Annotated in this window: 24 protein-coding genes; 3 read left to right on the top strand and 21 right to left on the bottom strand. The window is 59.0% G+C overall.

What is annotated here, in order from left to right; translation table 11 throughout:
* Positions 1-31: 31 nt before the first annotated feature.
* From GS605_RS11220 to GS605_RS11160, 13 genes are all read right to left on the bottom strand, one after another.
* Positions 32-1,696 (bottom strand): iron ABC transporter permease, encoded by a 1,665-nt coding sequence (locus GS605_RS11220; protein WP_171635788.1) that lies wholly within the window; start codon positions 1,694-1,696, stop codon positions 32-34.
* A 122-nt stretch (positions 1,697-1,818) separates the two neighbouring features.
* Entirely contained in the window at positions 1,819-3,036 is a 1,218-nt protein-coding gene (locus GS605_RS11215; RefSeq protein WP_171724043.1) for a phenylacetate--CoA ligase family protein, read from the bottom strand.
* Between the two features lie 19 nt (positions 3,037-3,055).
* Entirely contained in the window at positions 3,056-3,889 is an 834-nt protein-coding gene (locus tag GS605_RS11210) for an ABC transporter ATP-binding protein (protein ID WP_171724042.1), read from the bottom strand.
* Positions 3,890-3,996: 107 nt separating this feature from the next.
* On the bottom strand, positions 3,997-5,280 hold the full coding sequence (locus GS605_RS11205) for an ABC transporter substrate-binding protein (RefSeq protein ID WP_171724041.1): 1,284 nt from the start codon (positions 5,278-5,280) through the stop codon (positions 3,997-3,999).
* 74 nt (positions 5,281-5,354) lie between these two features.
* A complete protein-coding gene (locus tag GS605_RS11200; protein WP_171635463.1) occupies positions 5,355-6,431 on the bottom strand; it encodes a branched-chain amino acid ABC transporter permease in 1,077 nt (358 codons plus the stop codon).
* Between the two features lie 3 nt (positions 6,432-6,434).
* A complete protein-coding gene (locus GS605_RS11195) occupies positions 6,435-6,692 on the bottom strand; it encodes a hypothetical protein (RefSeq protein ID WP_170345775.1) in 258 nt (85 codons plus the stop codon).
* Between the two features lie 3 nt (positions 6,693-6,695).
* Complete coding sequence (locus GS605_RS11190; protein ID WP_171635458.1) at positions 6,696-7,682, bottom strand: branched-chain amino acid ABC transporter permease; 987 nt, start codon at positions 7,680-7,682, stop codon at positions 6,696-6,698.
* 29 nt (positions 7,683-7,711) lie between these two features.
* Entirely contained in the window at positions 7,712-8,530 is an 819-nt protein-coding gene (locus GS605_RS11185; protein ID WP_171635456.1) for an ABC transporter ATP-binding protein, read from the bottom strand.
* Positions 8,520-8,783 (bottom strand): hypothetical protein, encoded by a 264-nt coding sequence (locus tag GS605_RS11180; protein WP_171724040.1) that lies wholly within the window; start codon positions 8,781-8,783, stop codon positions 8,520-8,522. The genes GS605_RS11185 and GS605_RS11180 overlap by 11 nt, the downstream gene beginning before the upstream one ends.
* The gene (locus tag GS605_RS11175) at positions 8,780-10,723 is read right to left on the bottom strand and encodes an AMP-binding protein (protein ID WP_171724166.1); all 1,944 of its coding nucleotides are present in this window, start codon (positions 10,721-10,723) and stop codon (positions 8,780-8,782) included. Before GS605_RS11175 ends, GS605_RS11180 begins: the two co-directional genes overlap by 4 nt.
* A 173-nt stretch (positions 10,724-10,896) precedes the next feature.
* On the bottom strand, positions 10,897-11,295 hold the full coding sequence (locus GS605_RS11170; RefSeq protein WP_171635455.1) for a (deoxy)nucleoside triphosphate pyrophosphohydrolase: 399 nt from the start codon (positions 11,293-11,295) through the stop codon (positions 10,897-10,899).
* Positions 11,292-12,518, bottom strand: a complete 1,227-nt coding sequence (gene argJ / locus GS605_RS11165) for a bifunctional glutamate N-acetyltransferase/amino-acid acetyltransferase ArgJ (RefSeq protein ID WP_171724039.1) — start codon at positions 12,516-12,518, stop codon at positions 11,292-11,294. Before argJ ends, GS605_RS11170 begins: the two co-directional genes overlap by 4 nt.
* Positions 12,519-12,524: 6 nt before the next feature.
* Positions 12,525-13,373: a peptidylprolyl isomerase gene (locus GS605_RS11160; protein WP_171724038.1), complete on the bottom strand. Its 849-nt coding sequence runs from the start codon at positions 13,371-13,373 to the stop codon at positions 12,525-12,527.
* Positions 13,374-13,549: 176 nt separating this feature from the next.
* On the opposite strand from GS605_RS11160, the gene secA reads away from it, so the two are divergent.
* From secA to GS605_RS11145, 3 genes are all read left to right on the top strand, one after another.
* The gene (gene secA / locus GS605_RS11155; protein ID WP_171724037.1) at positions 13,550-16,267 is read left to right on the top strand and encodes a preprotein translocase subunit SecA; all 2,718 of its coding nucleotides are present in this window, start codon (positions 13,550-13,552) and stop codon (positions 16,265-16,267) included.
* A 99-nt stretch (positions 16,268-16,366) separates the two neighbouring features.
* On the top strand, positions 16,367-17,284 hold the full coding sequence (locus tag GS605_RS11150) for a hypothetical protein (protein ID WP_171724036.1): 918 nt from the start codon (positions 16,367-16,369) through the stop codon (positions 17,282-17,284).
* Positions 17,285-17,308: 24 nt separating this feature from the next.
* Positions 17,309-18,865, top strand: coding sequence for a phosphate ABC transporter substrate-binding/OmpA family protein (locus tag GS605_RS11145; protein ID WP_171724035.1), 1,557 nt, complete (start codon positions 17,309-17,311; stop codon positions 18,863-18,865).
* Positions 18,866-18,868: 3 nt separating this feature from the next.
* Here GS605_RS11145 and radC read toward each other — a convergent pair whose 3' ends face one another.
* From radC to GS605_RS11105, 8 genes are read right to left on the bottom strand one after another with little or no spacing between them, the layout of a single operon-like run.
* Positions 18,869-19,624, bottom strand: a complete 756-nt coding sequence (radC, locus tag GS605_RS11140) for a DNA repair protein RadC (protein WP_171724034.1) — start codon at positions 19,622-19,624, stop codon at positions 18,869-18,871.
* Between the two features lie 35 nt (positions 19,625-19,659).
* Complete coding sequence (locus GS605_RS11135; protein WP_152459564.1) at positions 19,660-20,394, bottom strand: ABC transporter permease; 735 nt, start codon at positions 20,392-20,394, stop codon at positions 19,660-19,662.
* The gene (locus tag GS605_RS11130) at positions 20,391-21,119 is read right to left on the bottom strand and encodes an ABC transporter ATP-binding protein (RefSeq protein WP_171724033.1); all 729 of its coding nucleotides are present in this window, start codon (positions 21,117-21,119) and stop codon (positions 20,391-20,393) included. Before GS605_RS11130 ends, GS605_RS11135 begins: the two co-directional genes overlap by 4 nt.
* Entirely contained in the window at positions 21,116-21,790 is a 675-nt protein-coding gene (tenA, locus tag GS605_RS11125; RefSeq protein ID WP_171724032.1) for a thiaminase II, read from the bottom strand. The genes GS605_RS11130 and tenA overlap by 4 nt, the downstream gene beginning before the upstream one ends.
* Positions 21,787-22,722 (bottom strand): ABC transporter substrate-binding protein, encoded by a 936-nt coding sequence (locus GS605_RS11120; RefSeq protein ID WP_171724031.1) that lies wholly within the window; start codon positions 22,720-22,722, stop codon positions 21,787-21,789. The genes tenA and GS605_RS11120 overlap by 4 nt, the downstream gene beginning before the upstream one ends.
* 20 nt (positions 22,723-22,742) lie before the next feature.
* The gene (locus GS605_RS11115; RefSeq protein ID WP_171724030.1) at positions 22,743-23,708 is read right to left on the bottom strand and encodes a HesA/MoeB/ThiF family protein; all 966 of its coding nucleotides are present in this window, start codon (positions 23,706-23,708) and stop codon (positions 22,743-22,745) included.
* Positions 23,705-24,301, bottom strand: a complete 597-nt coding sequence (locus GS605_RS11110) for a thiamine phosphate synthase (protein ID WP_171724029.1) — start codon at positions 24,299-24,301, stop codon at positions 23,705-23,707. The genes GS605_RS11115 and GS605_RS11110 overlap by 4 nt, the downstream gene beginning before the upstream one ends.
* Positions 24,298-25,062 (bottom strand): thiazole synthase, encoded by a 765-nt coding sequence (locus tag GS605_RS11105; RefSeq protein WP_171635428.1) that lies wholly within the window; start codon positions 25,060-25,062, stop codon positions 24,298-24,300. The genes GS605_RS11110 and GS605_RS11105 overlap by 4 nt, the downstream gene beginning before the upstream one ends.

The raw sequence follows: 25,062 nt of genomic DNA, 5'->3' as shown, positions 1-25,062 counted from the left end.
GCGCAGTTGCCCGACAATTACGACGCAAGTGTTACCGTCGGCCGACCTGACGGCAGATCAGGATTACAGGTAACAGACCCACCGCCAGAATGACCAGCGAAGGCACGGCGGCGCCCTCCAGCCTCTCATCCGAGGCCAGCCGATACGCCTGCACCGCCAATGTGTCGAAATTGAACGGGCGCATGATCAGCGTGGCGGGAAGCTCTTTCATCACGTCCACGAACACGATCAGCAGGGCCGTCAGCAGAGAGGGGGTCAGAATCGGCAGATGAACCCGTCGCAATGTTCCCAACGGCGTCTGCCCCAGTGAACGGGCTGCGGCGTCCATATTCGCATGTACAGTGCTTTGGCCCCCCTCATACGCGCTAAGCGCGGCAGCCAGGAAGCGCACCATGTAGGCAGCGACCAGCAGCCAGATGGAACCTGTCACCAACAGCCCCGTGGACACGTCGAAGGTCTGTCGCATCCAGACGTCCAGCGCATTGTCAAAACTCGCAAAGGGGACGATCAGGCCAACCGCAATGACGCCACCGGGAACGGCATATCCCAGACGCGCCATATATGCGGTCGCAGACGAGGCGCGCCCGGGCCTCAGACGTTGAAAGAACCCGACACTGATCGCCGCAAAGACGGTGATGACCGCCGCCGTACCAGCAAGTATCAACGAATTCTGGATGAAACTGATATAACGCTGCGACAGCAGGTTCTGTTCGGAGTCCAAGCCCATCTCGACCAGAATGATGACAGGCAGCAAAAAACCGAAAAGAACGGGTATTGCACACAGCAGAAATGCCCCGCAGGCGCGCAGACCCGTCAGATTTGCCGCCGGTTGCGCCACATGCTGTTTCCCCGCCTGATAGTATTTTGCCTTGCCACGCTGGGTGCGCTCGGCCACGGCCATGATCAGGGCAAAGACCAGCAGGCACAGGGCCAGTTGCGCCGCTGCCGCACGATCGGCCATGGAAAACCAGCTTGTGTAGATCCCGGTGGCAAAGGTCTGCACACCGAAATACGACACGGTTCCGAAATCTGCGATGGTCTCCATGACGGCCAGCAGAACGCCGCCTGCAATGGCGGGTCGCGCCATCGGCAGTGACACGCGCCGAAAAGCCAGCCATGGATTGTTGCCCAGCGCCCGCGCCGCCAGAAACGCGGTTGCGCTTTGTTGCAGGAACGCAGCCCGCGCAAGCAGATAGACATAAGGGTAAAGCACAAGGATCAACATGACCGCCGCACCCTCGGTCGAGCGGATTTCCGGGAACCAATAGTCGCGCGGGCCCCACCCCGTTACATCACGCAGCGTGCTTTGAACGATGCCCGGGTGATCCAGAATGAAGGTGTAGGCATAGGCCAGAACATACGCCGGAAAGGCCAGCGGAAGGACCAGTGCGATCTCCAGAAACCGCACGCCGGGAAAACGGGTCATCGTTACCAGCCAAGCCGCCCCGGTGCCGATGCTGAACGTGCCGGCCGCAACCAGGACCACAAGAATCAGGGTCGTCGCGATATAGCCGGGCAGCACCGTCTCCATCAGGTGCGAGATCGTGTCCGTTCCCCCGGTTACAGCCGCCAGGACCACGGCGATCATCGGCAAAAGGCACGCGGCAGCCACGACGTAGGCGATCCCCGCCAGCAGTCGGGTACCGCGTACACCGCGATTGCGCGATCCGTTCTGTGAAAACTCGATTTCGGCCATCATCCCGGCTTGTGATTGGCAAAGGCGAAGGGTTCGCCTTTAATCGACCAAAAAGCTCGGAAACACCAGTGCATCGGTCAACAAATCTGCGGCACAAACTGCCGCAGATCTGAAAAACACCGCTATTCGTAGACGCGCTGATCCTCGATCACCACCCCGTCCTTGGGAAGGGATCCGGGGGCCACGACCTCGATCGCACCTTTCAGTTTCAACACTTCGGCCACTGACTTGGCATATGCCGGGTCGTCACCGCGCGGACTTTCGATCCGGACCGTCATCGTGTCCATCTCACCCTGGCGGGCTGCAATAACGCGGGCTTTGACAATTTCCTCATGCTTGTCGACCAGGGCCGCAACCTGTTCCGGGCGTACAAACATACCCTTGATCTTGGTGGTCTGATCGGCGCGACCCATCCAGCCTTTGATCCGGGTGTTGGTCCGGCCACAGGGCGAAACACCCGGCATGACGGCAGAAAGATCCCCGGTCGCAAAGCGGATCAGAGGGTAATCCGGGTTGAGAGAGGTTACAACAACCTCGCCCACCTCGCCCGGCTCTACCGGGGTTCCGGTTCCGGGCGTCACGATTTCGACGATCACATGTTCGTCGATGATCATCCCTTCCATCGCGGCGCTTTCATAGGCGATATTACCCAAATCCGCCGTCGCATAGCATTGCAGGCACGAAATACCGCGATCCGCATATTCCTGACGCAAAGACGGGAACAGCGCGCCACCACCAACAGCGGCCTTGGAGAAATTCAGCGAAATGCCCATCTCGTCAGCCTTGTCCAGGATGACTTTCAGATAATCAGGCGTGCCCGCATAGGCGGTGCAGCCAACGTCACGCGCGGCTGTCACCTGCAATTCGGTCTGCCCGGTTCCCGCCGGCAGAACGGCAGCACCAACAGCGCGGGCGCCGTTTTCAAAGATCATGCCAGCCGGTGTCAGGTGATAGCCAAAGCAGTTCTGAACAATATCGCCAGCTGCAACACCAGCGGCATGCAGGAACCGGCCCATGCGCCACCAGTCGTGATCGGTGCTGCCCGGTTCATAGATCGGCCCGGGGGACTGGAACACGTGATGAAAGTGGCGCGCGGGCTTCACGGTGAACCCACCAAAAGGGGGGCGTTCCGCCTGCGCCCGGATCAGGTCCGATTTGCGCAGCACCGGCAACATCGGCAAATCATCTGCCGAGACCACCTTGTTAGTGTCTGATTCAGAAAAATGTGCAGCAAACCCGGGGGCAGATGCAGCACGTTTGATTTGCTCTACCAGCGCTGCGGCCTGATCCGAAGCGCGTTCGTCCGCCGAGCGTGTTTCGAGTGCGTCGAAATACATCATCGCCATATCCTCCATCCGCTCACAGCCACCTCTTGCGGCGACGATAGGACCGCACATCGCGAAAACTTTTGCGGCCTTCATCCGACATGCCAAGGTAGAATTCCTTGACATCTGGGTTCTCGCGCAGTTCGGCGGCCGGGCCATCCATCACAACGCGCCCGGATTCCAGAATGTATCCGTAATGCGCGAACCGAAGGGCAACATTTGTGTTCTGCTCGGCCAACAGGAAGGAAACGCCCTCTTTCTCGTTGAGATCCTTCACGATGCCGAAAATCTCTTCGACCAACTGCGGCGCAAGTCCCATCGAAGGTTCGTCCAGCAGGATCGTCTCGGGGCGCGACATCAAAGCCCGGCCCATGGCAACCATCTGCTGTTCACCACCCGACGTATAGCCTGCCTGCGAGCGGCGGCGCTCTTTCAGGCGGGGGAAATAATTGTAGACCAGCTCCAGATCCTGCTGGATCGCTGCGCTGCCGTCCTTGCGGGTATACGCGCCCGTCAGCAGGTTTTCTTCAACCGTCAGGTGTTCGAAACAGTGACGGCCTTCCATCACCTGAATCACGCCTTTTTCAACCAATACGGCGGGGTCGCTTTCGTGTACGTTCTGGCCACGATACTTGATCGTGCCTTTCGTGACTTCGCCGCGTTCTGAATGCAGCAGGTTCGACACTGCCTTAAGCGTGGTCGTCTTGCCCGCGCCATTGCCCCCCAGCAAGGCCGTAATACCGCCCTTGGGCACAGTCAGGCTTACGCCCTTCAGCACGAGGATCACGTGGTTGTAGATCACCTCGATATTGTTGACCTCAAGCAGGTTTTCCGCCTGCACGTCAGTGGTTTGTGCCGCATCAAGCATCAGCGCGTGTCCTCATGCCTGTCCCCTTCGGGACTGTTCGTGAGGAGCGGCGGCAAACCGCCGCTCCGGAGTTTTGAGAGCCGGCCTCAGCCGGGAAGAAACCGACTTTATTCGCAGCGCGGTTTGATGTTGTTTTCGGCCGCGTACGCTGCCGAGTCTTCCGCGATAAGCTGGCCGATCACTTCCTGATCAGTTGGCATAAAGTCCTGAAGCTTGTTCCAGGTACCGGTCGAGGCATCCCATTGAACAACACCCACCAGACCCGGGCCGCCATGGTTTTCACAAGTCACGCTGAATTCGGGACCAAATCCACTCATGCCCAGAGATTCCATCTTGGCATTGGTGATCTCCAGCGCCTCCATACCGTCGCGCATCATCGCTGGGGTGATATCGGTCGCGCCATGGATTTCTTGTGCGGTCTTGATGGCTTCAGCCGCCAACATCGCTGCATAGAGACCACGGTTGTATTGCACCGCGCCCAGTTGATCACCGGCGCCCGCAGCTTTACCCGAATCGACGACGTATTTCTTTAGGTCGTCGTAAACCGGGTAGTCATCGCCCAGACCGGTGAATGTAAGCGCCTTGTAACCGGTTGCTTTATCACCAGCAGGCTCAACGTCGAATTCTGCGCCCGACCACCAGACACCGATGAAGTTTTCCATTGGGAAACGGATGTTCGCAGCTTCCTGAATTGCGACCTGGTTCATCACGCCCCAGCCCCACATGACCACGTAATCCGGCTTTTCACGACGGATTTGCAACCACTGCGACTTCTGCTCCTGACCCGGGTGGTCCACTGGCAGCAGCGTCAGCTCATACCCATGCTTTTCAGCCAGCATTTCCAATGTGCGGATCGGCTCCTTGCCATAGGCAGAGTTGTGATAGACCAGCGCGATTTTTTTACCGTTCAGGTCACCATCGTTTTCGCTCAGCAGATAGTTGATCGCGCCCGAAGCTCCGTTCCAATAGTTGGCCGGATAGTTGAACACGTTGCTGAACACCTTCCCGTTTGCAGCCGAAGTGCGGCCATACCCCATCGTGTGCAGCGGAATTCCGTCTGCCGTCACTTTGGGGATCAACTGATAGGTGATACCAGTCGACAAAGGCTGATAAACCAATGCACCTTCGCCTTTGGTCGATTCATAGCATTCCACACCCTTTTCGGTATTATAGCCGGTTTCACATTCAACCACCCGGATCGGTTCTCCTCCGATACCGCCATCCCGCTCATTGAGCAGAGTGAAATAGTCGTTGTAGCCGTCCGAGAACGGGATACCGCCTGCAGCATATGGCCCGGTGCGATAGCTGAGATCAGGGATCACAAGATCCGCCATCGCTGGCCCAGCGGCCATAAGGGCGCTCAGCGCCACGGTTGCCAGTTTCTTGTTCATCGGGTGTATCCTCCCTTGATTGATCCGATGGTGTATTCGGGTTTTCGCACCCGTCTTTTTGATTGGGCCTACCCTTAGTGCGGGAACGGCCAGAGTCTGAGTTTCTCTTTCGCGACGCGCCACAGCTGTGCCAGCCCATGGGGTTCGAGGATCAGGAACATGATGATCAGGGCGCCGACAATCACCAGCTGAAGATGGGCAACGATATCTGTGGGCCAGCCCAGCACATCGACGCCGACCACTTTCAGGACCACCGGCAAAAGCACAAGGAATGCAGCGCCCGCAAAGGATCCGAAAATAGAGCCTAACCCGCCGATAATAACCATGAACAGAACCAGGAACGATTTTTGGATGCCAAAGACTTCACCGACCTCAACCGCGCCCAGATAGACCGCAAAGAACAGTGCGCCCGCGATGCCCACGAAGAACGAGCTTACGGCAAAGGCGGTCAGTTTCGCCTTGAGCGGGTTCACCCCGATGATCTCGGCGGCGATGTCCATATCGCGGATCGCCATCCATGTCCGCCCTGTCGTACCGCGTGTCAGGTTGCGCGCAACGAGGGCGCAGACGGTCAGGAAAATCAGACAGAACAGATAGGTGGCCCAGGCCGATGCATTCGGACCGGTGATGATGATGCCGAAAACATCCCGTTCCGGCGCGTTGATCTGCCCCGAAGCCGAGTAATTGTAGAACCACGGCACTCGGTTGAACAGCCAGACCAGAAAGAACTGCGCCGCCAGCGTCGCCACCGCAAGGTAAAACCCCTTGATCCGCAATGACGGCAAGCCGAACAGCACGCCCACGATGGCGGTGATGCCACCGGCCAGGATCACATGGATGAACATCGACACGTCTGGAAAGGCGGTCATCAACTTGTAGCAGGCATAGGCCCCAACGGCCATGAAGCCCCCGGTACCCAGGCTGACCTGCCCGCAATACCCCACAAGAATGTTCAGCCCAATGGCCGCGATCGCATAAATCAGGAAGGGCAGCAGAAGTGCGTTGGCCCAATAGTCGTTGATGATGAACGGGATGATCCCGAAGGCCACCGCCAGCACCACATAGTACCGATACCGATCGAACTTGATCGGGAAAGTCTGGCTGTCATCCACGTAGGAGGTTTTGAAATCTCCGGCCTCACGATAGAACATGTCTTACTTTCCCCATTGTTCCTGCGCCCGATTCCGGGCTTCGGCGTCCAGTTGATTGGACCCTTTGGCATATCCGCTCGCCTCCGAGGCGCGCACCAGTTTCAGGTAGGCCAGAACCCCCATGATCAGCCCTGCAAAGGCCAGGATCGCTGCAATCGTCAGTTGGCCTTCGGTCAGATCGTCTGATGTGAGGGCGATGTAGCCAAAAGCCCAGAACCCCGCCCATGCGATCACGTTGATGATGGCGATCAGCTTGGTCATGCCCTATACCCTCTCGATGATCTTCTCTCCGAACAGGCCTTGCGGCCTGAACACTAGGAAGATCAGCGCCAGCACATAGGCAAACCAGTTCTCGGTTGCGCCACCGACCATCGGTCCGATTGCGAATTCGAAAAGCTTTTCACCCACGCCGATGATCAGACCGCCCACGATGGCGCCTGGGATCGAGGTGAACCCGCCCAGCATCAGCACCGGCAACGCCTTGAGCGCGATCAGCGACAGCGAGAACTGGACGCCTGATTTGGTGCCCCACATGATGCCCGCGACCAGAGCGACAAACCCGGCCACCGACCAGACCATGACCCAGATGAAGTTCAGCGATATGCCCACCGAAAGCGCCGCCTGATGGTCATCCGCCACTGCGCGCATGGCCCGGCCCTGCTTGGTGTACTGGCTGAACGCCACCAGAGCGGCTACCAACAGCGCCGCGATGACCGTCGCCACGATGTCCAGATTGTCGATGAAGAAGCCGTAGTCGAAGATGTTATAGGTGGTCTCGTCAATCCACAGATTGATGCCCTGCGGCAGACCCACATCCAGCGTCTTGATTTCAGACCCCCACATCAGGTCGGCCACGCCTTCAAGGAAGTACGCCAGACCGATGGTCGCCATGAACAGAATGATCGGTTCCTGCCCCACCAGATGGCGCATGACGAACCGCTGCACGGCCCAGGCCAGCAATACCATCACACCCATCGTCAGAATGATGGCGAACAGCGCTGGCACATTCCACCCGAAATAATGGATATGGGTGCCGAAAGTCGCGTTGATCAGATGGGCAAACGGCACCTGCCCATTCATAATCCCGACCAGCGTCATCGCCGCGAACAGGGCCATAACCCCTTGGGCATAGTTGAAAATACCGGACGCCTTGTAGATCAGCACAAAGCCCAGCGCGACCAGCGCATAAAGCACCCCGGCCATCAGACCGTTGAGGATGACCTCCATCGCGAAGATAAGTTGTTCAGGCATGCCAGCCCCTCCCCAATTCTGCCCAGAGCTTAATCATGGCTGACCCCCAGATAGGCGTCGATGACTTCCTGATTGTTGCGCACCTCATCGGGTGTGCCGTCGCCGATCTTCTTGCCGTAATCCATCACGACCACCCGGTCGCTCAGATCCATCACAACGCCCATATCGTGCTCGATCAGGGCGATGGTGGTGCCGAATTCGTCATTCACGTCGAGGATAAAGCGGCTCATGTCCTCTTTCTCTTCGACGTTCATGCCCGCCATCGGCTCGTCCAGCAGCAGCAGCTTGGGCTCTGCCGCCAGCGCGCGGGCCAGTTCGACGCGTTTCTTCAGACCGTAGGGCAAGCGCGACACCGGCGTCTTGCGGATGTGCTGAATTTCAAGGAAGTCGATGATCTTCTCGACAGCTTCACGGTTTTCTGTCTCTTCCTTCTCGGCCTTGCCCTTCCACAGTGCCTGCTGAAGGATATTGGTCTTCATGTACCCCAGCCGCCCGGTCATAACGTTGTCCAAAACGCTCATCCCTTCGAACAAAGCAATATTCTGGAACGTCCGGGCAATGCCCTGCTGCGCCACCTCAAAGGGCCGCATCGGCGGGCGTTTTGACCCATGAAACCAGACCTCGCCTTCCTGCGGAACATAGAAGCCCGAGATCACGTTCAGCATCGAGGACTTACCGGCGCCATTGGGCCCGATGATCGCACGAATCTCACCCTCACGGATATCGAACGAGATATCCTTGATCGCCACCACACCACCAAAGCGCAGGGTGATGTTCTTCATTTCCATCACCACACCGCCGATCTTGCGACCGTCTTCGGTGACATATCCTTCGGAATTATCCAGCATCATTCGCCCACTTCACAATACGGTTCAGGAAAAGGCAGCTAAGCACACCGGCTCCGACATACGCGTAGATTGCGCCGCCATCGAAAGCCTTCGCGGGATAGGCAAGGGCGCTCAGAATACCCACGATTACGCCGATGAACCCGCTGAAAACGTAGGAATAAACGTTCGAAACTCGCTCGGAAAAATAGACGACCGCTCCGGCACCAACACCCATCGACAAAGCGACAATCAAGATTGGCAAAATGAAACTCATTCTGCGGCAACCTTGTGTTGGGCGACGGGAACAACCGGCGCATCGACAATTTCCAGCGTCGCCGAAATCGATCCTTTGCGACCATCCTCATAGGTCACCTCGGTCGTGGTCGAAACCGTCTTGGACCCGTCATAAAGCGCGGCAATGATGTCGCTGAATTTGTCCTCGACAAACCCGCGCCGCACCTTGCGGGTCCGGGTCATCTCGCCATCATCGGCATCCAGTTCCTTGTGCAGCACCACAAAGCGGTGCACCTGGCAGCCCGACAGCATCTCGTCAGCGGCGACCGACTTGTTCACCTCTTCCACATGCGCCTTGATCGTCTCTAACACACGCGGATGTCCCGCCAGTTCCTGATACGAGGCATAGGCCACGTTGTTGCGCTCGGCCCAGTTGCCGACCGCGGTCAGATCGATATTGATGAAGGCGACGCAGCGATCCTTGCCATTGCCGAACAGCACCGCCTCCAGAATATCGGGATAGAACTTCAGCTTGTTCTCGACATATTTCGGCGCGAACATCGACCCGTCGGCCATCTTGCCCACGTCCTTGGCGCGGTCGATGATCCGCAGATGACCCGAGCTTTCCTCGATGAACCCCGCGTCGCCCGTGGCCACCCAGCCTTCAGGGTCCTTGGTCGATGCGGTCGAGTCCGGGTTCTTGAAATATTCGACGAAAACGCCGGGCGAGCGGTAGTGGATCTCGCCCTTGTCGTCGATCCTGATCTCGACATCGGGGGCCGGGACGCCAACGGTGTCGGCGCGCACCTCGCCGTCGGGCTGGACGGTGATGAACACGGTCGCCTCGGTTTGGCCGTACAACTGTTTCAGGTTGATGCCTAAAGAGCGATAGAAATCAAAGATCTCCGGCCCGATCGCCTCACCCGCCGTATAGCCCACCCGAAAGCGCCCATATCCCAGCGTGTCTTTGAGCGGCCCGTAAACCAACAGATTGCCCAGCGCATATTTCACCTTGTCACCCAAGCTCACCGGCTTGCCATCCAGCAACCGACCGCCGACCTTCTTGGCATGCGCCATGAAGTAGTGGAACATGCGCTGCTTGAGCTTGCTGGCATCCTCCATTCGGATCATCACATTGGTCAGCTGGCTTTCAAATACGCGCGGCGGCGCGAAGAAATAGGTCGGCCCGATCTCGCGCAGGTCGGTCATCATCGTGTCGGCGCTTTCGGGGCAGTTCACGCAGAACCCGCACCAATAAGCCTGACCGATGGAAAAGATGAAATCCCCGACCCAGGCCATCGGCAGATAGGACAGGATGTCTTCGTTGCGGGTCAGGTGGTCGAATTCGGCTGAGTTCTTTGCACTTTCGATCACGTTGCGGTTCGACAGCACCACGCCCTTGGGCTTGCCCGTGGTACCCGAAGTATAGAGCATCACGCAGGTGTCGTCATAGGTGATCTCGCCGATGCGCCTGTCCAGTTCGGCGTCGAAACGCGCATGACCGGCGCTGCCCTCGGCCTTGATGTCGTCAAGGGCATTCATCTGGCTGTGGTCGTATTTCCGCATACCGCGCTTGTCGGTATAGAGGATGTGTTTGACCTGATGCAGGTTTTCCTGAATCTCGATGACCTTGTCGACCTGCTCCTGATCGCCGCAGACGACATATTTCGCCCCGCAATGCTCCAGCACATAGGCCATCTCTTCGGCAACCGCGTCTTGATAGAGAGGGACCGGAATGGCACCGACCATCTGCGCCGCAACCATTGACCAGTAATGTGCCGGACGGTTGCGCCCGATTACGGCGATGTGGTCACCCTTTTCAACGCCAAGTTCAAGAAATCCAAGCGCCAGCGCGCGGATCTCGGCGGCCGTTTCCGCCCAGGTCCAGCATTGCCAGATCCCGAACTCCTTTTCGCGGTAAGCCGGGGCATCCCCGAACTGCGTCGCATTGCGATGTAGCAGCGCCGGAAGGGAGTGCATCCCCTCGGCGCCCGACTGCGTCTGAGCCAATTCTATCTCTCCTCCCCATCCGGCCCCGGGTCGGGCCGGAACGGCGTCGCCGGGTCAGACCGGAACGCTGCTGCCCCGATTAAGGACAAGGAGGACGATCAGCGTCAACTTTTTCGTGATGTTTTCTCAATTCTTACGAATTGTTACAGCCAATCCCGCAAAATCGGAATCAGCGGCACATCCGCCGCCGGCATCGGAAAGTTCCGCAGGTCATTCGCGCGCACCCATTTCAGCGCCTGGCCCTCTTTCGACTGCGGAATACCCTCCCATTTGCGGCAGGCGAACAGCGGCATCAGCAGGTGGAAATCATCATAGCTGTGGCTGGCAAAGGTCAGCGGTGCAAGGCACGAGGCCCAGGTGTCGATGCCCAATTCCTCGTGCAATTCCCGGATCAGGGCGGCCTCGGGGGTTTCGCCGGGCTCGATCTTGCCACCGGGGAATTCCCACAGTCCGGCCATGGATTTGCCTTCGGGACGTTGGGCAAGCAGCACGCGGCCCTCGATGTCGATCAGGGCGACAGCAGAGACTAACACGGTTTTCACGAGCGATAATCCGCGTTGATCTCGATATAGCCGTGGGTCAGATCACAGGTCCAGACGGTGGATTTCCCTTCGCCCAGCCCCAGATCGACCGCAATCACGAGGTCCTGACCTTTCATATAGGCGGCGGCGTCTTCTTCGCGATAATCCGGGCTGACCCAGCCGTTCTCGGCCACAAGAATATCACCGAATGAAATGCTGAGCTTGTCGCGATCCGCTGCCGCGCCCGACTTGCCGATGGCCATGACGATGCGGCCCCAGTTCGGGTCTTCACCGGCGATGGCGGTTTTCACCAGAGGGGAGTTGGCGATGGCCAGACCGTGGGTCTTGGCGTCAGCGTCCGAGGCGGCTCCGGTCACGCGGATTTCCACGAATTTCGTGGCGCCTTCCCCGTCACGCACCACTTGTTGCGCGAGGTCCAGCATCACTGTTTCCAAAGCCCGTGCAAAAGCGGCATCGCCGGTGGCATCAACGCCCGAAGATCCGGTCGCACACAGCAGCAGACTGTCCGAGGTCGAGGTGTCGCTGTCCACAGTGATGCAGTTGAAGGTGCGATCTGTCTGGGCGCTCAGCATTTCCTGCAACGCCGATTGCTCAACCTGTGCGTCGGTGAAGATATAGACCAGCATCGTCGCCATGTCTGGCGCGATCATTCCAGAACCCTTCGCTATCCCTGCAATAGAGACTGTTTTGCCACCGATTTCGACCTGTGCGCTCGCCCCTTTGGGAAACGTGTCCGTCGTCATGATCGCCCGCGCGGCATCTTCGATGGCATGGCGGCTGAGGCCGGATTTCAACGCTTCAAGCTGCGATACGATGCGATCATGTGGCAGCGGTTCACCGATGACACCGGTGGATGACGTAAAGACCCGTTCGACGGGGACGCCGGTCGCTTTGGAAACGGCCTGTGTCACCTCGGCAACCGATGTCTGGCCATAGTGGCCGGTGAACGCGTTCGCATTGCCCGAGTTCACAAGGATCGCCGCAGGTCCATCACTGGGGCCTCCTATTTTCTTCTGACAATCCAGAACCGGTGCCGCGCGGGTGGCCGAGCGGGTGAAGACACCCGCCACCGACGTGCCCGGATCAAGAACAGCCAGCATGACATCCGTGCGACCCTGATAGCGCACACCCGCTTCGACGGTGGCAAAACGCACACCGTCAATCGCAGGCAGTTCAGGGAAAGACGCCGGCGCCAGCGGCGATACCTTCGTGATCGTGGCCACTGGTCTTTACTCCTGAATCAGGTCCAGCTGGCGCATGATCTCGGGGCCTGCGCCTTCCAGCGCGGGGCGTTCGATCTGTGCCTGCTGCGTCAACTCGTCGATCCGCGCCTGAATGGCATCTTGTTGGATCGTTTGGGCCAGCTCATCGCGCACCGCGTCCAGTTCGGGGGCTTCGGTTTTGCGCTTGTCGTTCAGCTTGACCAGATGCCAGCCAAACTGAGTTTGCACCGGATCCGACACCTGCCCTTTTTCCAGCGCGATCACGGCTGCCTCGAATTCAGGTACCATCTGGCCTTTTCCGAACCATCCCAACGCGCCACCATTCGGACCGGACGGACCGGTCGAGTTCTCGCGGGCAAGTTCCGCAAAATCTGCACCATCATCAAGCTGAGTCTTGAGCGCTTTGGCTTCTTCTTCCGATTGCACCAGAATATGGCTGGCGTCGAATTCGTCTTCACCCGCAAAATCATTGAAACGCGCATCGTAAGCGGCCTGAATGGCTTCCTCTGTGACGAGATCGTTGGTCAGAGCCGCGACCGTCTGAACCGCCTGAAGCGACCGCTTTTCATTGTCGAGTGTCAGCGCGTTCCGCATGTTCAGGCCATCCTGTTGCTGTCCCAGCAATTGCTGCTGGATCAGCTGTTCCAGAATGAAATCGAACAGCACGTCGTCTTCCGCCTGCTGATATTGCGGTGGCAGAGAAGCGACGGTGGCGATCACGTGACCCAATGTGATCTCATCCCCGTTTACCCGAGCGACCACGGTCGACGCATCCGGCTGGGTTTCGGCGGCCAGCGGCAGGGCCATCACGGCGGCCAGGGCCAGCGATGGCAGAAAAGTGAGACCTTTGGGCATTGAATCATCCTATTTTCTTGCCGCGACAGGGCGCGGCGTTGACACTCTGGAACCTGCCGCTTACATCGCTTTGAAGCCTTGGACAGGGCCGCCTTTCACCCCCCGTATCTATGGGTTGCGCGCAAGGTGGGCAAGCCTGTCGCAACCACGAAAAGAACAGATCCTCTGGAGTGAACATGCTGGGACTCGGAACGCTCGCCAAAAAGGTGTTCGGAACACCGAACGACCGCAAGATCAAGGCGACCCGCCCTCTGGTCGAAAAGATCAATGCGCTGGAACCAGAGTTTGAAACGCTTTCAGATCAAGGTCTGATCGACAAGACCGAAGACCTGCGCAAGCGCGCACTGGATGGCGAAAGCCTGGACGACCTGCTGCCCGAGGCCTTTGCCAACGTACGCGAGGGCGCCAAGCGCGCACTTGGCCTGCGGGCCTTTGACGTGCAGCTGATGGGCGGCATTTTCCTGCATCAGGGCAACATCTCGGAAATGAAGACGGGCGAAGGCAAGACTCTGGTCGCCACCTTCCCGGCCTATTTGAACGCGCTGACCGGCAAGGGCGTGCATGTTGTCACGGTGAACGAATACCTGGCCAAACGTGACGCGGAATGGATGGGTAAGGTGTTTGCGGCCGTAGGCATGACAACTGGTGTGATCTGGTCCGGCCAGCCCGACGCGGAAAAACTGGCCGCGTATTCCTGTGACATCACGTATGCCACCAACAACGAGCTGGGTTTTGACTATCTGCGCGACAACATGAAGGCGGATCTAGAGCAGGTTTACCAGAAACACCACAACTTTGCGATTGTGGACGAGGTCGACTCGATCCTGATCGATGAAGCGCGGACACCGCTGATCATCTCGGGTCCCGCGCAGGACCGGTCGGATCTGTACACCGCCATTGATGGCCTGATCCCGACGCTGAGCGACGATCATTACACCCTGGATGAAAAATCGCGCAATGTGACCTTTACCGATGAAGGCAACGAATTTCTTGAGGCACAGCTGCTTCAGGCCGGCCTGATTCCCGAAGGCCATTCCCTGTATGATCCGGAAAGCACCACCGTTGTGCATCACGTCAACCAGGCGCTGCGTGCCCACAAGCTGTTCCAGCGCGACAAGGATTACATCGTGCGCGACGGCGATGTCGTTCTGATCGATGAGTTCACCGGCCGCATGATGCCGGGCCGTCGCCTGTCCGAAGGTCTGCATCAGGCGATCGAAGCCAAGGAAAAGGTTCAGATCCAGCCGGAAAACGTCACATTGGCCAGCGTGACATTCCAGAACTATTTCCGCCTGTACGACAAACTGAGCGGCATGACCGGCACCGCGTTGACCGAGGCCGAAGAATTTGCCGAGATCTACGGTCTGGGCGTGGTCGAAGTTCCGACCAACCTGCCGATTGCCCGTATCGACGAAGATGATCAGGTCTATCGTACGGCCGCCGAAAAATACGATGCGATGATCGCCGAGACGAAAAAGGCGCAGGAAAAGGGCCAGCCGGTTCTGCTGGGGACCACGTCGATCGAAAAATCCGAACTGCTCAGCCAGATGCTGACCAAGGAAGGCATCAAGCACAACGTTCTGAACGCCCGCCAGCACGAGCAAGAGGCACAGATCGTTGCCGATGCCGGTCGTCTGGGTGCGGTAACCATCGCCACCAACATGGCCGGTCGCGGCACCGACATTCAGCTTGGCGGCAATGTCGAGATGAAGGTCCTGAAAGCGATTGCCGAGAATCCAGACGCGGATCCGTCCGAGCTGCGGGCCGCCGAAGAAGCACGCCACGCCGAAGAAAAAGAAAAGGTTCTGGCTGCTGGCGGCCTTTACGTCATGGCATCGGAACGCCACGAAAGCCGCCGCATCGACAACCAGCTGCGCGGTCGTTCCGGTCGTCAGGGCGACCCGGGCCGAACGGTATTTTACCTGAGCCTCGAGGATGACCTGATGCGCATCTTCGGCTCGGAACGGCTGGACAAGGTATTGACCACGCTGGGCATGAAAGAAGGCGAGGCGATCATTCACCCCTGGGTGAACAAGTCGCTGGAACGCGCGCAGTCCAAGGTCGAAGGCCGCAACTTTGACATGCGCAAGAACGTTCTGAAGTTCGACGACGTGATGAATGACCAGCGGAAGGTGATCTTCAGCCAGCGCCGCGAAATCATGTCTGCAAACGACCTGTCCGAGATCGTTTCGGATATGCGCGAACAGGTGATTGACGACCTGATTGACGAATACATGCCGCCGAAATCCTATGCTGATCAGTGGGATACTGAGGGTCTGCACGTGGCGATAAAGGACAAGCTGAACATGGACGTCCCGGTTCAGGACTGGGCCGCCGAAGAAGGCGTGGATGACGAGCAGGTGCGCGAACGTCTGATCAAGGCCGCGGATGAGATGATGGCCCAGAAGGCCGTCGCCTTTGGCCCTGAAAACATGCGCAACATCGAAAAACAGGTTCTGCTTCAGACCATTGACAGCAAATGGCGCGAGCATCTGCTGACCCTGGAACACCTGCGCTCGGTCGTTGGGTTCCGCGGTTATGCCCAGCGCGATCCTCTGAACGAATACAAGAACGAAAGCTTCCAGCTGTTCGAAAGCATGCTGGATTCGCTGCGCGAGACCGTGACACAGCAATTGTCGCGCGTACGTCCGCTGACCGAAGAAGAACAGAAAGAAATGCTGGCGCAGATGGCCGGGCAGCAGGCTCAGGCGCAGGAGGCCGTGGACAAGGCCGCGAAACAGGCCGAAGCCAAGGCCGAGGCTGCGGCCTCGGGTGATGCGCTTCCGGGGTTCGACGAAAGCGATCCATCGACCTGGGGCAACCCGTCGCGAAATGATCCGTGCCCGTGTGGCTCGGGCAAGAAGTTCAAACACTGCCATGGCCGACTGACCTAACGTTGCCCGCCGAATCCACAATGTGTTCGCCTTGCGGCCACAAATTGGCCGCGATTCGTGGCGAATGTGCGATTTGCTCCTTCAACTGGGGAGGGTTTCTTGTTTGTAGTTCGAAACTACGTGACCATGTGCGGCACGGTCGCTTGTGCTTTGGGCATAGGCTACCTGATGCAGAACGGACCAACCGCGCAGCCTGCGAACGCGGGGGGTAGTGTTGATGTTGCCTCGGCATCTCAGCAATCCTCGGTTCTGTCGGGGTTGGATGCTATCGTACTGACTTCGGCTCCGGCGTCTGACGCAGATTTCGGGGCGGCAGCGCCCGAACCTCGCGCAGTTCCGTCAGCACCGAAAACAACGGATTGCAACATCAGCGCGCGCGCCGTCGCCGTCCCCGGCGCCATGGCACACCTGTCGCTGCGGGCACCCTGCCACCGAAACGAACGCGTTGAAATTCATCACAGCGGCCTGACGGTCAGCCAGAACACCGACGATTCCGGTGCCTTGAACATGTCCATCCCGGCACTGTCGGAATACGCGATTTTCCTGATTTCATTCGAAGATGAAACAGGCACGGTCGCCACCACTCACGTGACCGACATTGCCGAATATGACCGCGTCGTCCTGCAATGGCAGGGTGATACCGAGTTGCAGATTCACGCGCTGGAATTCGGGGCAAGCTATGGCAACAGCGGCCATGTGTGGAACGATTCCTCGGCAAATGGCGCAGGAGAAGTTCTGCGCCTGGGCCAGACGGGTCTGGGTCGTGCCAAGAATATCGAAGTATATTCCTTTCCGACGGGCGCGTCGGATCGGTCCGGCAGCATCGACCTGACGGTCGAAGCCGAAGTGACCGAATCCAACTGCGGGCAAACGCTGAATGTGCAGGCGCTGGAACTTCTGTCAGATAGCCGGCTGCGGTCGCGCGACATGTCCCTGACCCTGCCGGATTGTTCACAGGCCGGTGAGTTTCTGGTGTTGAATAATCTGCTCTCAGACCTGACAATCGCGGCAAAGTAATCCGCAGGCAGGCTCGACTCTCTTATGACTTTCTTTCGTGCGGCTGTGACCGCGCTGTTTACCGTTGCAGGTGCGACCTGTGCAATGGCGCAGGACATCACACTGACGTCTCATGACGGCAAGGTCGAAGTAACAGGCAACCTGCTGGGCTTCGACGGCGAATTTTACCGCGTTGATACGCAGTTCGGTGAGTTGACCGTTGATGGCTCGGGCGTCACCTGCGACGGACCTGCGTGCCCCAGCCTGACGGATTTCGTAGCCGAGTTGCGGTTTTCCGGATCGTCTGTCATGGCCGAAACGGTCCTGCCCGCCCTGATCATCGGGTTTGCGCAGCAGGAAGGCTTGACCGCAACGCCTGCCCGCGTGGATTATGACACCTTCGTCTATGAGCTTTTTCAGTCAGGCCGTGACGCCCCGTTGGCGCGGTTCTACTTTGACGTCGGGACCACGGATCGCGGCTTCGCCAAGTTGATCGGGGATCAGACAGATATCGTGATGGCCCTGCGCGAAGTACGCGAGGCAGAGCGGGATGCAGCCGATGCCGCGGGGCTGGGTGATTTGAAACGGGCCCGGCGATCCAGGGTTGTTGCATTGGACGCCATGGTTCCGGTGGTGGCATCCGATAGTGTGATGCGTCAGATTTCGCTGGCCGACTTGGCGCGCATTCTGTCAGGTGAAGTGAAGAACTGGGTCGACCTGGGCGGGCCGGATGCTCCGATCGCCTTGCATGTGCCGGATCCGGGATCGGGGCTGGCGCAGGCTGTCGAGGATCAGGTATTGAAGACCGCTGGCGTGGAACTGACCGATACCGCAATCCGTCATATTCGAACGAGCGATCTGACCAAGGCCGTGGCAAAGGACCCGTTTTCCATCGGAATCGCCAGCAAAGCGACAGCCGACAATACCCGAGCCCTGCCGCTGACCGGAGGGTGTGGGCATCCGCTGGCCGCCACCCGTCAATCGATCAAGACCGAAGATTATCCGTTGAACATGCCGATGTTTCTGTATCTGCCCGAACGCCGCCTGCCGCGGATTGCACGGCAATTTCTGGCCTTTAGCCTAAGCCCCGGGGCCCAGATGGCCATTCGTGACGCAGGTTATGTGGATCAATCGCCTGAAACCTTGCCGGTTGGCGTACAGGGCGACCGGCTTGCCAATGCCATCGCCACCGGAGGGCCCGAAGTTGGGCTGGATGAGCTTCAGCGCATGATCGAAACCCTGCGTCCGCTGTCACGGCTGTCCCTGTCGGTTCGGTTCGAGCCCGGATCATCCCGTCCGGATGCGCAGTCACGTTCCAATATTCAGCAACTGGCACATATGCTTGACGCCGGCACATTGAAGGCGCGCAAGCTGGTGTTTGCCGGTTTCAGCGACGGGGATGGCGGGGCCGCCGCCAACGCCCGCATTGCCCTGCGACGTGCACAGACGGTACGAAACGCGGTTCTGGCCGCAGCCGAGACATCGATATCAGACAGTATCGAGGTGGTCGCGGAAGGGTTTGGCGAAGCAATGCCGATGGCCTGTGACGACACCGAATGGGGCCGCAAGGTCAACCGCCGGGTTGAAATCTGGGTGCAGTGAAGCTCACAGATACCCTTCGGACCGAAAGCTCAACTCGGTCGATTTTCCAATGATCAGGTGGTCGTGCAGGGTCAGGCCCAAGGCCGCACAGGCATCCTGAATACGGTTGGTCATGTCGATATCCGATTGCGAGGGCGTCGGATCACCCGACGGGTGGTTGTGCACCAGAATCAGGGCCGAGGCATTCAGTTCCAGCGCTCGTTTGGCAACCTCGCGCGGGTAAACCGGCACGTGATCCACGGTGCCTTTGGCCTGTTCCTCATCCGCGATCATTACGTTCTTGCGATCCAGATAGAACACGCGAAACTGTTCGATCTCACGATGCGCCATGGTGGTGTGGCAATAATCCAGTAGCGCATCCCATCCCGAGATCACATGCCGCTGCATCACCCGGGCGCGGGCCATCCTGTGGGCGCAGGCCTCAAGAATTTTCAGGTCGGTAACCACGGTATCGCCAACGCCCTTGATCTGGCGCAGCCGTTCCTCGGGCGCGGTCAGGACACGATTGAAATCACCAAAAGTGTCCATCAATGCCCGTGCCAGTGGCTTCACATCCTGACGGGGAATGGATCGGAACAGGACCAGTTCAAGCAGTTCGTAATCCGGCATCGCCGCCGATCCGCCGGTCCTGAACCGTTCGCGCAGCCGCTTGCGGTGGTCTTTTATGTAGGAGGGTAACCGGCCAGAGGGCAGCGGCTGCGCCGGCGCTTCGTCCGTATCAAACAGCATCGGGGCTTCGGCAAAGGCGTCCTGTGTCATGGGCGCACCCTGACCCAGAATCGGTTTCTGATTGGTTAACGCACCTCACCCGCCATGCGTGCCGTGGCCCGGCGGACAATCATGTGCAGAAGGATCGAGAATACGCCCAGGGTCAGCATCGCGGCAAACATGAGATCGGTCTTGGCACGTCCATTGGCCAGCAGCATCAGATAGCCCAGCCCCTGCGACGAGCCGACCCATTCGCCGATCACCGCTCCGATCGGGGCATAGACCGCCGCCAGCCGCATCCCCGACGCCAGCGACGGCAGAGCGGCCGGGATACGGATATGCCACAATACGGCGCGCTTGCTGGCCTGCATCGTTCGGGCCAGATCCAGATACCCCGACGGGGTGCGCATAAGCCCGTCAAAAAAGGATGAGGTGATCGGGAAATAGATGATCAACACCGCCATGGCGACCTTGGACCACAGCCCATAGCCCAGCCATAGCGTTAGCAACGGCGCCAATGCGAATACCGGCAGAGCCTGCGTGAACACGAGCATCGGCTGCACCAGGACCCGCGCCGCCCGCGAATTCGCCAGTTGCAACGCAGTAACGACACCCAGCAGCGTTCCGCATGCCAGACCGATCACCACTTCGATCGCTGTGATCCAGGTATGCTCGGCGATCACCCAGCGGTTCTGCCACCAGGTTTCGGCCACGACGGCGGGTCCGGGCAGGATGAACTTCGGCAACCCGGTCAGGGTCACGATGCCCTGCCAGATCAGCAAGGCAAACAAAGTTGCGGCCAGTGCAGAAAAATACTTCATGCCACGCCCTCGCGGAGAAGACGCAGCAAGGCACCCTGGGTTTCCAATGTCTCCAAATCATCCACGCGGCGCGGGGCCTGGGCCCGGGGCGCTTCGCACTGCGTCAATCCGTGTTCGGTCATCACCACGATGGATTGCCCCAGACGCGCGGCCTCTGCGGGATCATGGGTCACAAGAAGGACGGTGCGACCGTGCAATGCTTCAGCGGCCAGATCCTGCATGTCAGCGCGGGTGCGGGCATCAAGGGCCGAAAAGGGCTCGTCCAGCAAAACAACGGGGCGATCTTCCATCAGTGTCCGGGCCAGGGCGACACGCTGACGTTGCCCGCCGGACAACGCATTGGGCTTCTTGTTCATGTGATCCTGCAACCGCATACGCTCGATCAGGCGGTCACGTCGATCAAGATCAACGTTTTCCCCGCGCAGACGCGCACCCAGCGAGACATTCTGCGCGACAGTTGCCCAAGGCAAAAGAAGATCATCCTGCGCCATGTATGCGACACGCTCAGCCACAGGCAAGCCATCACTGGCCGTGATCCGTCCAGCGAAGACAGCCCCGGTCTCGAGCCCCGCAATCAACCTCAGAACCGTGGTTTTTCCCACGCCCGAACCGCCCAGCAGGCATGTCCACGCCCCGGCCCCTAGGGTCAGGGACAACGGCGAAAACAGGGTCGCGCCGTCGATCGTGGCAGTGCCGTTGATGGTCAGTTCGGGCGCAGGTGTCATGGCGTCAAACCCATCTGCCAGAAGTCGACTTCAAGCTCTGTCGCCTTGCGGAAGGTCTGGCACAGTCGATCCCAGCGTGGTGACGCCTGAAAATCAGCCCCAATACGTCTTGTTAGAGCCTGATCCAGCAACTCGCCTACCGCCACACACGCGGCTTGGTAATCTTCGCCGGCATAAGTGTCGATCCAGCCGCGATATGTCTCGGACGTTGCCTCGGCGGACAGGCGCGTACCGATCTCACCATACCCCATGACGCAAGGAACAAGGGCCGCCAGCAGGTCCAGAAGATCTCCGCTGTAGCCTGCTTCCAGGACAAACCGGGTATAGGCCAGATTCTCGTGTCGCTCTGGCGTGGCAAACAACTCTGCCTGCGAGATACCTTCCGCCGCGCAGATACCGATATGCAGTTTCATCTCTTCGCTGATCAAACTGTTCACAGTTCGCGATGCGGCAAGCATTTCTTCATGCGTTTCTGATTTCACCACGGCCAACGCCCAGGCACGTGAGAAGTGGATCAGAAACACATAATCCTGCCGCAGATAGTGCAGAAACGCATCGCGTGGCAGCGTTCCGTCTTTCATACCCTCTACGAAGGCGTGGCGGGTATAATCCCGCCACGGATCCGCCGCAGCATCGCGCATCAGCGCAAAGGCTTTGCCATAATTGCTCATTGCGCGGTCACGTCGATGGTGATGTCACTGACCGGAAGGACGCTGTCGATCATCCCGCTTTCATTCAGGAAGGTTTCGAACCGGGCATAACGACCGGCATCAAAACCTGCCGGACGCAGCGCAAAGCGCGGCAGTGTATCGACCCAGGCGCGGGCATTCAGCTCGTCCTGAAGTTCAGGCGAGGTCGCCGCGAAGATTTCCCAGCTTTTTTCCGGATTATTGACGATAAATTGGGTCGCTTTTTCAGTCGCGGCGAGGAACCGGGCGATCTTGTCCTTGTCCATCGTTTCCGGATTGGCGACATAGATCAGTTCATCATAAGACGGAACGCCCTCTTCCTCGATATAGAAGCAGGTGCCGGGACGACCTTCGATATCCATCTGGTTCAGTTCGAAGTTGCGATAAGCGCCAATCACCGCGTCCACCTGACCGGTCATCAGCGACGGCGAGAGGGAAAAGTTGACATTGATCAGCTCGACATCGCCCAGCTCAACATCGTATTTGCCTAGAACGGTGCCAAGGATGGCTTCTTCGACCCCCGCGACCGAGAAGCCGATTTTTTTACCCTTGAGGTCAGCAGGCGACTTGATCGGCCCGTCTTCCAGCACCAGAAGACAGTTCAGCGGCGTTGCAACCAATGTGCCGACACGCTTCAGAGGCAGGCCCTCGTGAATCTGCAAGTGCAATTGCGGCTGGTAAGACACCGCCAGGTCGGCTTGGCCGGCAGCCACCAAACGGGGCGGGGCGGACGGGTCGGCGGGCGGAACGATCTCGACCTCAAGCCCTTGTTCAGCAAAATAGCCGTTTTCCTGCGCCACGATGATAGGACCATGGTCAGGGTTGATGAACCAGTCCAGCAGGACGGTCATTTTGTCTTCGGCCCATGCCGGCGCGGCGGCCAGAAGGGCGATGGCTGTCATCAGCTTTTTCATATCTCGCGTTTCCCTTTTCTTCACGAGGTTGAGGCCGCGACGAGGACAATCTCGCCCGGCCAATCTGGTTGAATTTGTTCTGCGGCACGCCATGCCCGCAAACCGGTGGCACAGCAAAGAGCCAGCCTTTTTCCGCCATTAGGGTCTATTTCGCGCAAATTATCCGGCGAAATGCGCGTCGCGTTCGAATGGATGGGAACAGGGGCTTCCTGCGAACTGCGCAGCTCGATGATCTGATCCGTGCCCTTCAGCTGGCTTGCGGACAGAAAGCGAAAGCAGTTGCCGGGCTCGGGTGCGTCATCAAAGCGAAACCCGGTGCTGCGCAGGGTTCTTGCGTCATATTGAACCAACTGCCCAATGGGTGAGGGATCAAGTCCAAGGATCAAGCTGAGCGCCATCTGCGCCTGCATCGCCCCGATCACGCCAACCACGGGGCCCAGAACCCCCGCAGTGGCGCAGCTGGCGCCACTGTCCGGTGCATCGGGAAATACAGCGCGCAGCGATGGGCCCCCGCCGCAGAAACCGCCCACATAACCCGAAAGCCCCAGCACCGAGGCGCTGATCAAAGGTTTGCCCTGCGCCAGACACGTGTCCGACAGGATGTAGCTGGCTGCGTAGCTGTCGGCACAATCCAGAATGATATCGGCTTGCGACACCGAACCGGGCGCATTTTCACTGGTCAGAGCCTGATTCAGACCGATGACATCGGTGTCATCATTCAGCGCGCGGCAACGGGCGGCGGCGGTTTCCGCCTTGGGTTGCCCGCAATCGGCCTCGGAGAAAAACGTTTGACGGTGTAGGTTCGACAGATCGACGGTATCCCCGTCCATGACCGTGATCCGCCCCACCCCGGCCCCTGTCAAAAGTGGCAGAACCGGTGCAGCCAGACCGCCCGCACCAACGACCAGAACACGGGCCGCTGACAAGCGTGCCTGCCCCTGTGCCCCGACTTCGGGCAAAAGCGTCTGGCGGGCATATCGACTCATCGTGTGACCTCGATCCACGCGCGCACCCGTTCTTCGGGGTCGGGGTTCAGGGTGATATCCGTGACTGCCGAGACGATGTCCGCCCCGGCCTTCAGAACACCGGCTGCGCGCTCGACACTCATGCCGCCAATACCGACCAAGGGAATATCACCAACCCGCGCCTTCCATTCCGTTACGCGGGGCAGGCCCTGCTGGTGCCATTTCATCTTTTTCAGAATGGTGGGGTAGACCGGGCCCAGTGCCACGTAATCGGGATCCATGGCCAGCACACGCTCAAGCTCATCGTCGTCATGGGTGGAAACGCCCAGTTTCAGACCCGCTTTTCGGATGGCTTTCAGGTCGGCGTCGTCCAGATCTTCCTGCCCCAGATGGATCCAGTCGCAGCCCAGATCGATCGCGTGTTGCCAATAGTCATTGATCACCAGAACCGCCCCATGGTCGCGGCACAACTCGCGTGAGACTGCGATCTGGTCACGCACCGCATCGCCTGGCTGATCCTTTATGCGCAGCTGCACCAGCTTGACGCCCAGCGGCAACATCCGCCGCAGCCAGTCCGAGTGATCAAAGATCGGATAGAAACGGTCCAGCGTCATGACAGGAAGGCCTTTCCAACAACAGGAGTAGAGGGTTCCGCCATGTCGCGCGGCTCGATCGGGTCGGCCTGATGGGCCAATTGCCCGGCAAGGGTAGCCTGCGCCATCGCCTTGGCCATCAGAACCGGATCTCCGGCACGGGCCACAGCGGTGTTCAGCAGAACCGCGTCAAAGCCCAGCTCCATCGCGCGGGCCGCGTGGCTGGGCAAGCCGATACCGGCATCCACCACCAGGGGAATGTCAGGAAATTCGGCCCGCATCGCGCGCAGGGCGTATTCGTTGTTCAGCCCGCGTCCTGACCCGATCGGTGCGCCCCAGGGCATCAGCACCTCGCATCCCGCTTCCAACAGGCGTTCGCCCACGATCAGATCATCGGTGGTGTAGGGAAACACCTCGAACCCATCCTCGGTCAGAATGCGGGCGGCTTCTACCAGTTGGAAAACGTCCGGTTGCAGACTGTCCGTATGTCCGATGAGTTCCAGCTTGATCCATCGGGTCTCGAACACTTCGCGGGCCATATGGGCGGTCGTCACGGCCTCTTTCACCGTATGGCAACCGGCCGTATTGGGCAGGATCAGAACTCCCAATTCGCGGATCATGTTCCAAAAGGTCTGGCCTGCACCCGCTTCACGCCGCAAGGATACAGTGGCAACGCCTGCACCGCTTTCGCGAAACGCCTGTTCCAGAATGGCCGGGCTTGGATATTGCGCCGTGCCCAGCATCAGTGAGTTGGGCAGTTCAGTGCCGTAAAACGTTTTCAT

It is taken from the genome of Ruegeria sp. HKCCD7559, assembly GCF_013110575.1.
GTDB lineage: Bacteria > Pseudomonadota > Alphaproteobacteria > Rhodobacterales > Rhodobacteraceae > Ruegeria.
The sequence above is the reverse complement of the archived record's forward strand: the minus strand, read 5'-3'. Positions and strand labels throughout refer to the sequence as shown.

Excerpts from the sequence above, each read along its gene's own strand:
- GS605_RS11220 (WP_171635788.1), bottom strand. The coding sequence starts at position 1,696 with ATGGCCGAAATCGAGTTTTCACAGAACGGATCGCGCAATCGCGGTGTA.
- GS605_RS11215 (WP_171724043.1), bottom strand. The coding sequence starts at position 3,036 with ATGATGTATTTCGACGCACTCGAAACACGCTCGGCGGACGAACGCGCT.
- GS605_RS11210 (WP_171724042.1), bottom strand. The coding sequence starts at position 3,889 with ATGCTTGATGCGGCACAAACCACTGACGTGCAGGCGGAAAACCTGCTT.
- GS605_RS11205 (WP_171724041.1), bottom strand. The coding sequence starts at position 5,280 with ATGAACAAGAAACTGGCAACCGTGGCGCTGAGCGCCCTTATGGCCGCT.
- GS605_RS11200 (WP_171635463.1), bottom strand. The coding sequence starts at position 6,431 with ATGTTCTATCGTGAGGCCGGAGATTTCAAAACCTCCTACGTGGATGAC.
- GS605_RS11195 (WP_170345775.1), bottom strand. The coding sequence starts at position 6,692 with ATGACCAAGCTGATCGCCATCATCAACGTGATCGCATGGGCGGGGTTC.
- GS605_RS11190 (WP_171635458.1), bottom strand. The coding sequence starts at position 7,682 with ATGCCTGAACAACTTATCTTCGCGATGGAGGTCATCCTCAACGGTCTG.
- GS605_RS11185 (WP_171635456.1), bottom strand. The coding sequence starts at position 8,530 with ATGCTGGATAATTCCGAAGGATATGTCACCGAAGACGGTCGCAAGATC.
- GS605_RS11180 (WP_171724040.1), bottom strand. The coding sequence starts at position 8,783 with ATGAGTTTCATTTTGCCAATCTTGATTGTCGCTTTGTCGATGGGTGTT.
- GS605_RS11175 (WP_171724166.1), bottom strand. The coding sequence starts at position 10,723 with ATGCACTCCCTTCCGGCGCTGCTACATCGCAATGCGACGCAGTTCGGG.
- GS605_RS11160 (WP_171724038.1), bottom strand. The coding sequence starts at position 13,373 with ATGCCCAAAGGTCTCACTTTTCTGCCATCGCTGGCCCTGGCCGCCGTG.
- secA (WP_171724037.1), top strand. The coding sequence starts at position 13,550 with ATGCTGGGACTCGGAACGCTCGCCAAAAAGGTGTTCGGAACACCGAAC.
- GS605_RS11145 (WP_171724035.1), top strand. The coding sequence starts at position 17,309 with ATGACTTTCTTTCGTGCGGCTGTGACCGCGCTGTTTACCGTTGCAGGT.
- radC (WP_171724034.1), bottom strand. The coding sequence starts at position 19,624 with ATGACACAGGACGCCTTTGCCGAAGCCCCGATGCTGTTTGATACGGAC.
- GS605_RS11135 (WP_152459564.1), bottom strand. The coding sequence starts at position 20,394 with ATGAAGTATTTTTCTGCACTGGCCGCAACTTTGTTTGCCTTGCTGATC.
- GS605_RS11130 (WP_171724033.1), bottom strand. The coding sequence starts at position 21,119 with ATGACACCTGCGCCCGAACTGACCATCAACGGCACTGCCACGATCGAC.
- tenA (WP_171724032.1), bottom strand. The coding sequence starts at position 21,790 with ATGAGCAATTATGGCAAAGCCTTTGCGCTGATGCGCGATGCTGCGGCG.
- GS605_RS11120 (WP_171724031.1), bottom strand. The coding sequence starts at position 22,722 with ATGAAAAAGCTGATGACAGCCATCGCCCTTCTGGCCGCCGCGCCGGCA.
- GS605_RS11115 (WP_171724030.1), bottom strand. The coding sequence starts at position 23,708 with ATGAGTCGATATGCCCGCCAGACGCTTTTGCCCGAAGTCGGGGCACAG.
- GS605_RS11110 (WP_171724029.1), bottom strand. The coding sequence starts at position 24,301 with ATGACGCTGGACCGTTTCTATCCGATCTTTGATCACTCGGACTGGCTG.
- GS605_RS11105 (WP_171635428.1), bottom strand. The coding sequence starts at position 25,062 with ATGAAAACGTTTTACGGCACTGAACTGCCCAACTCACTGATGCTGGGC.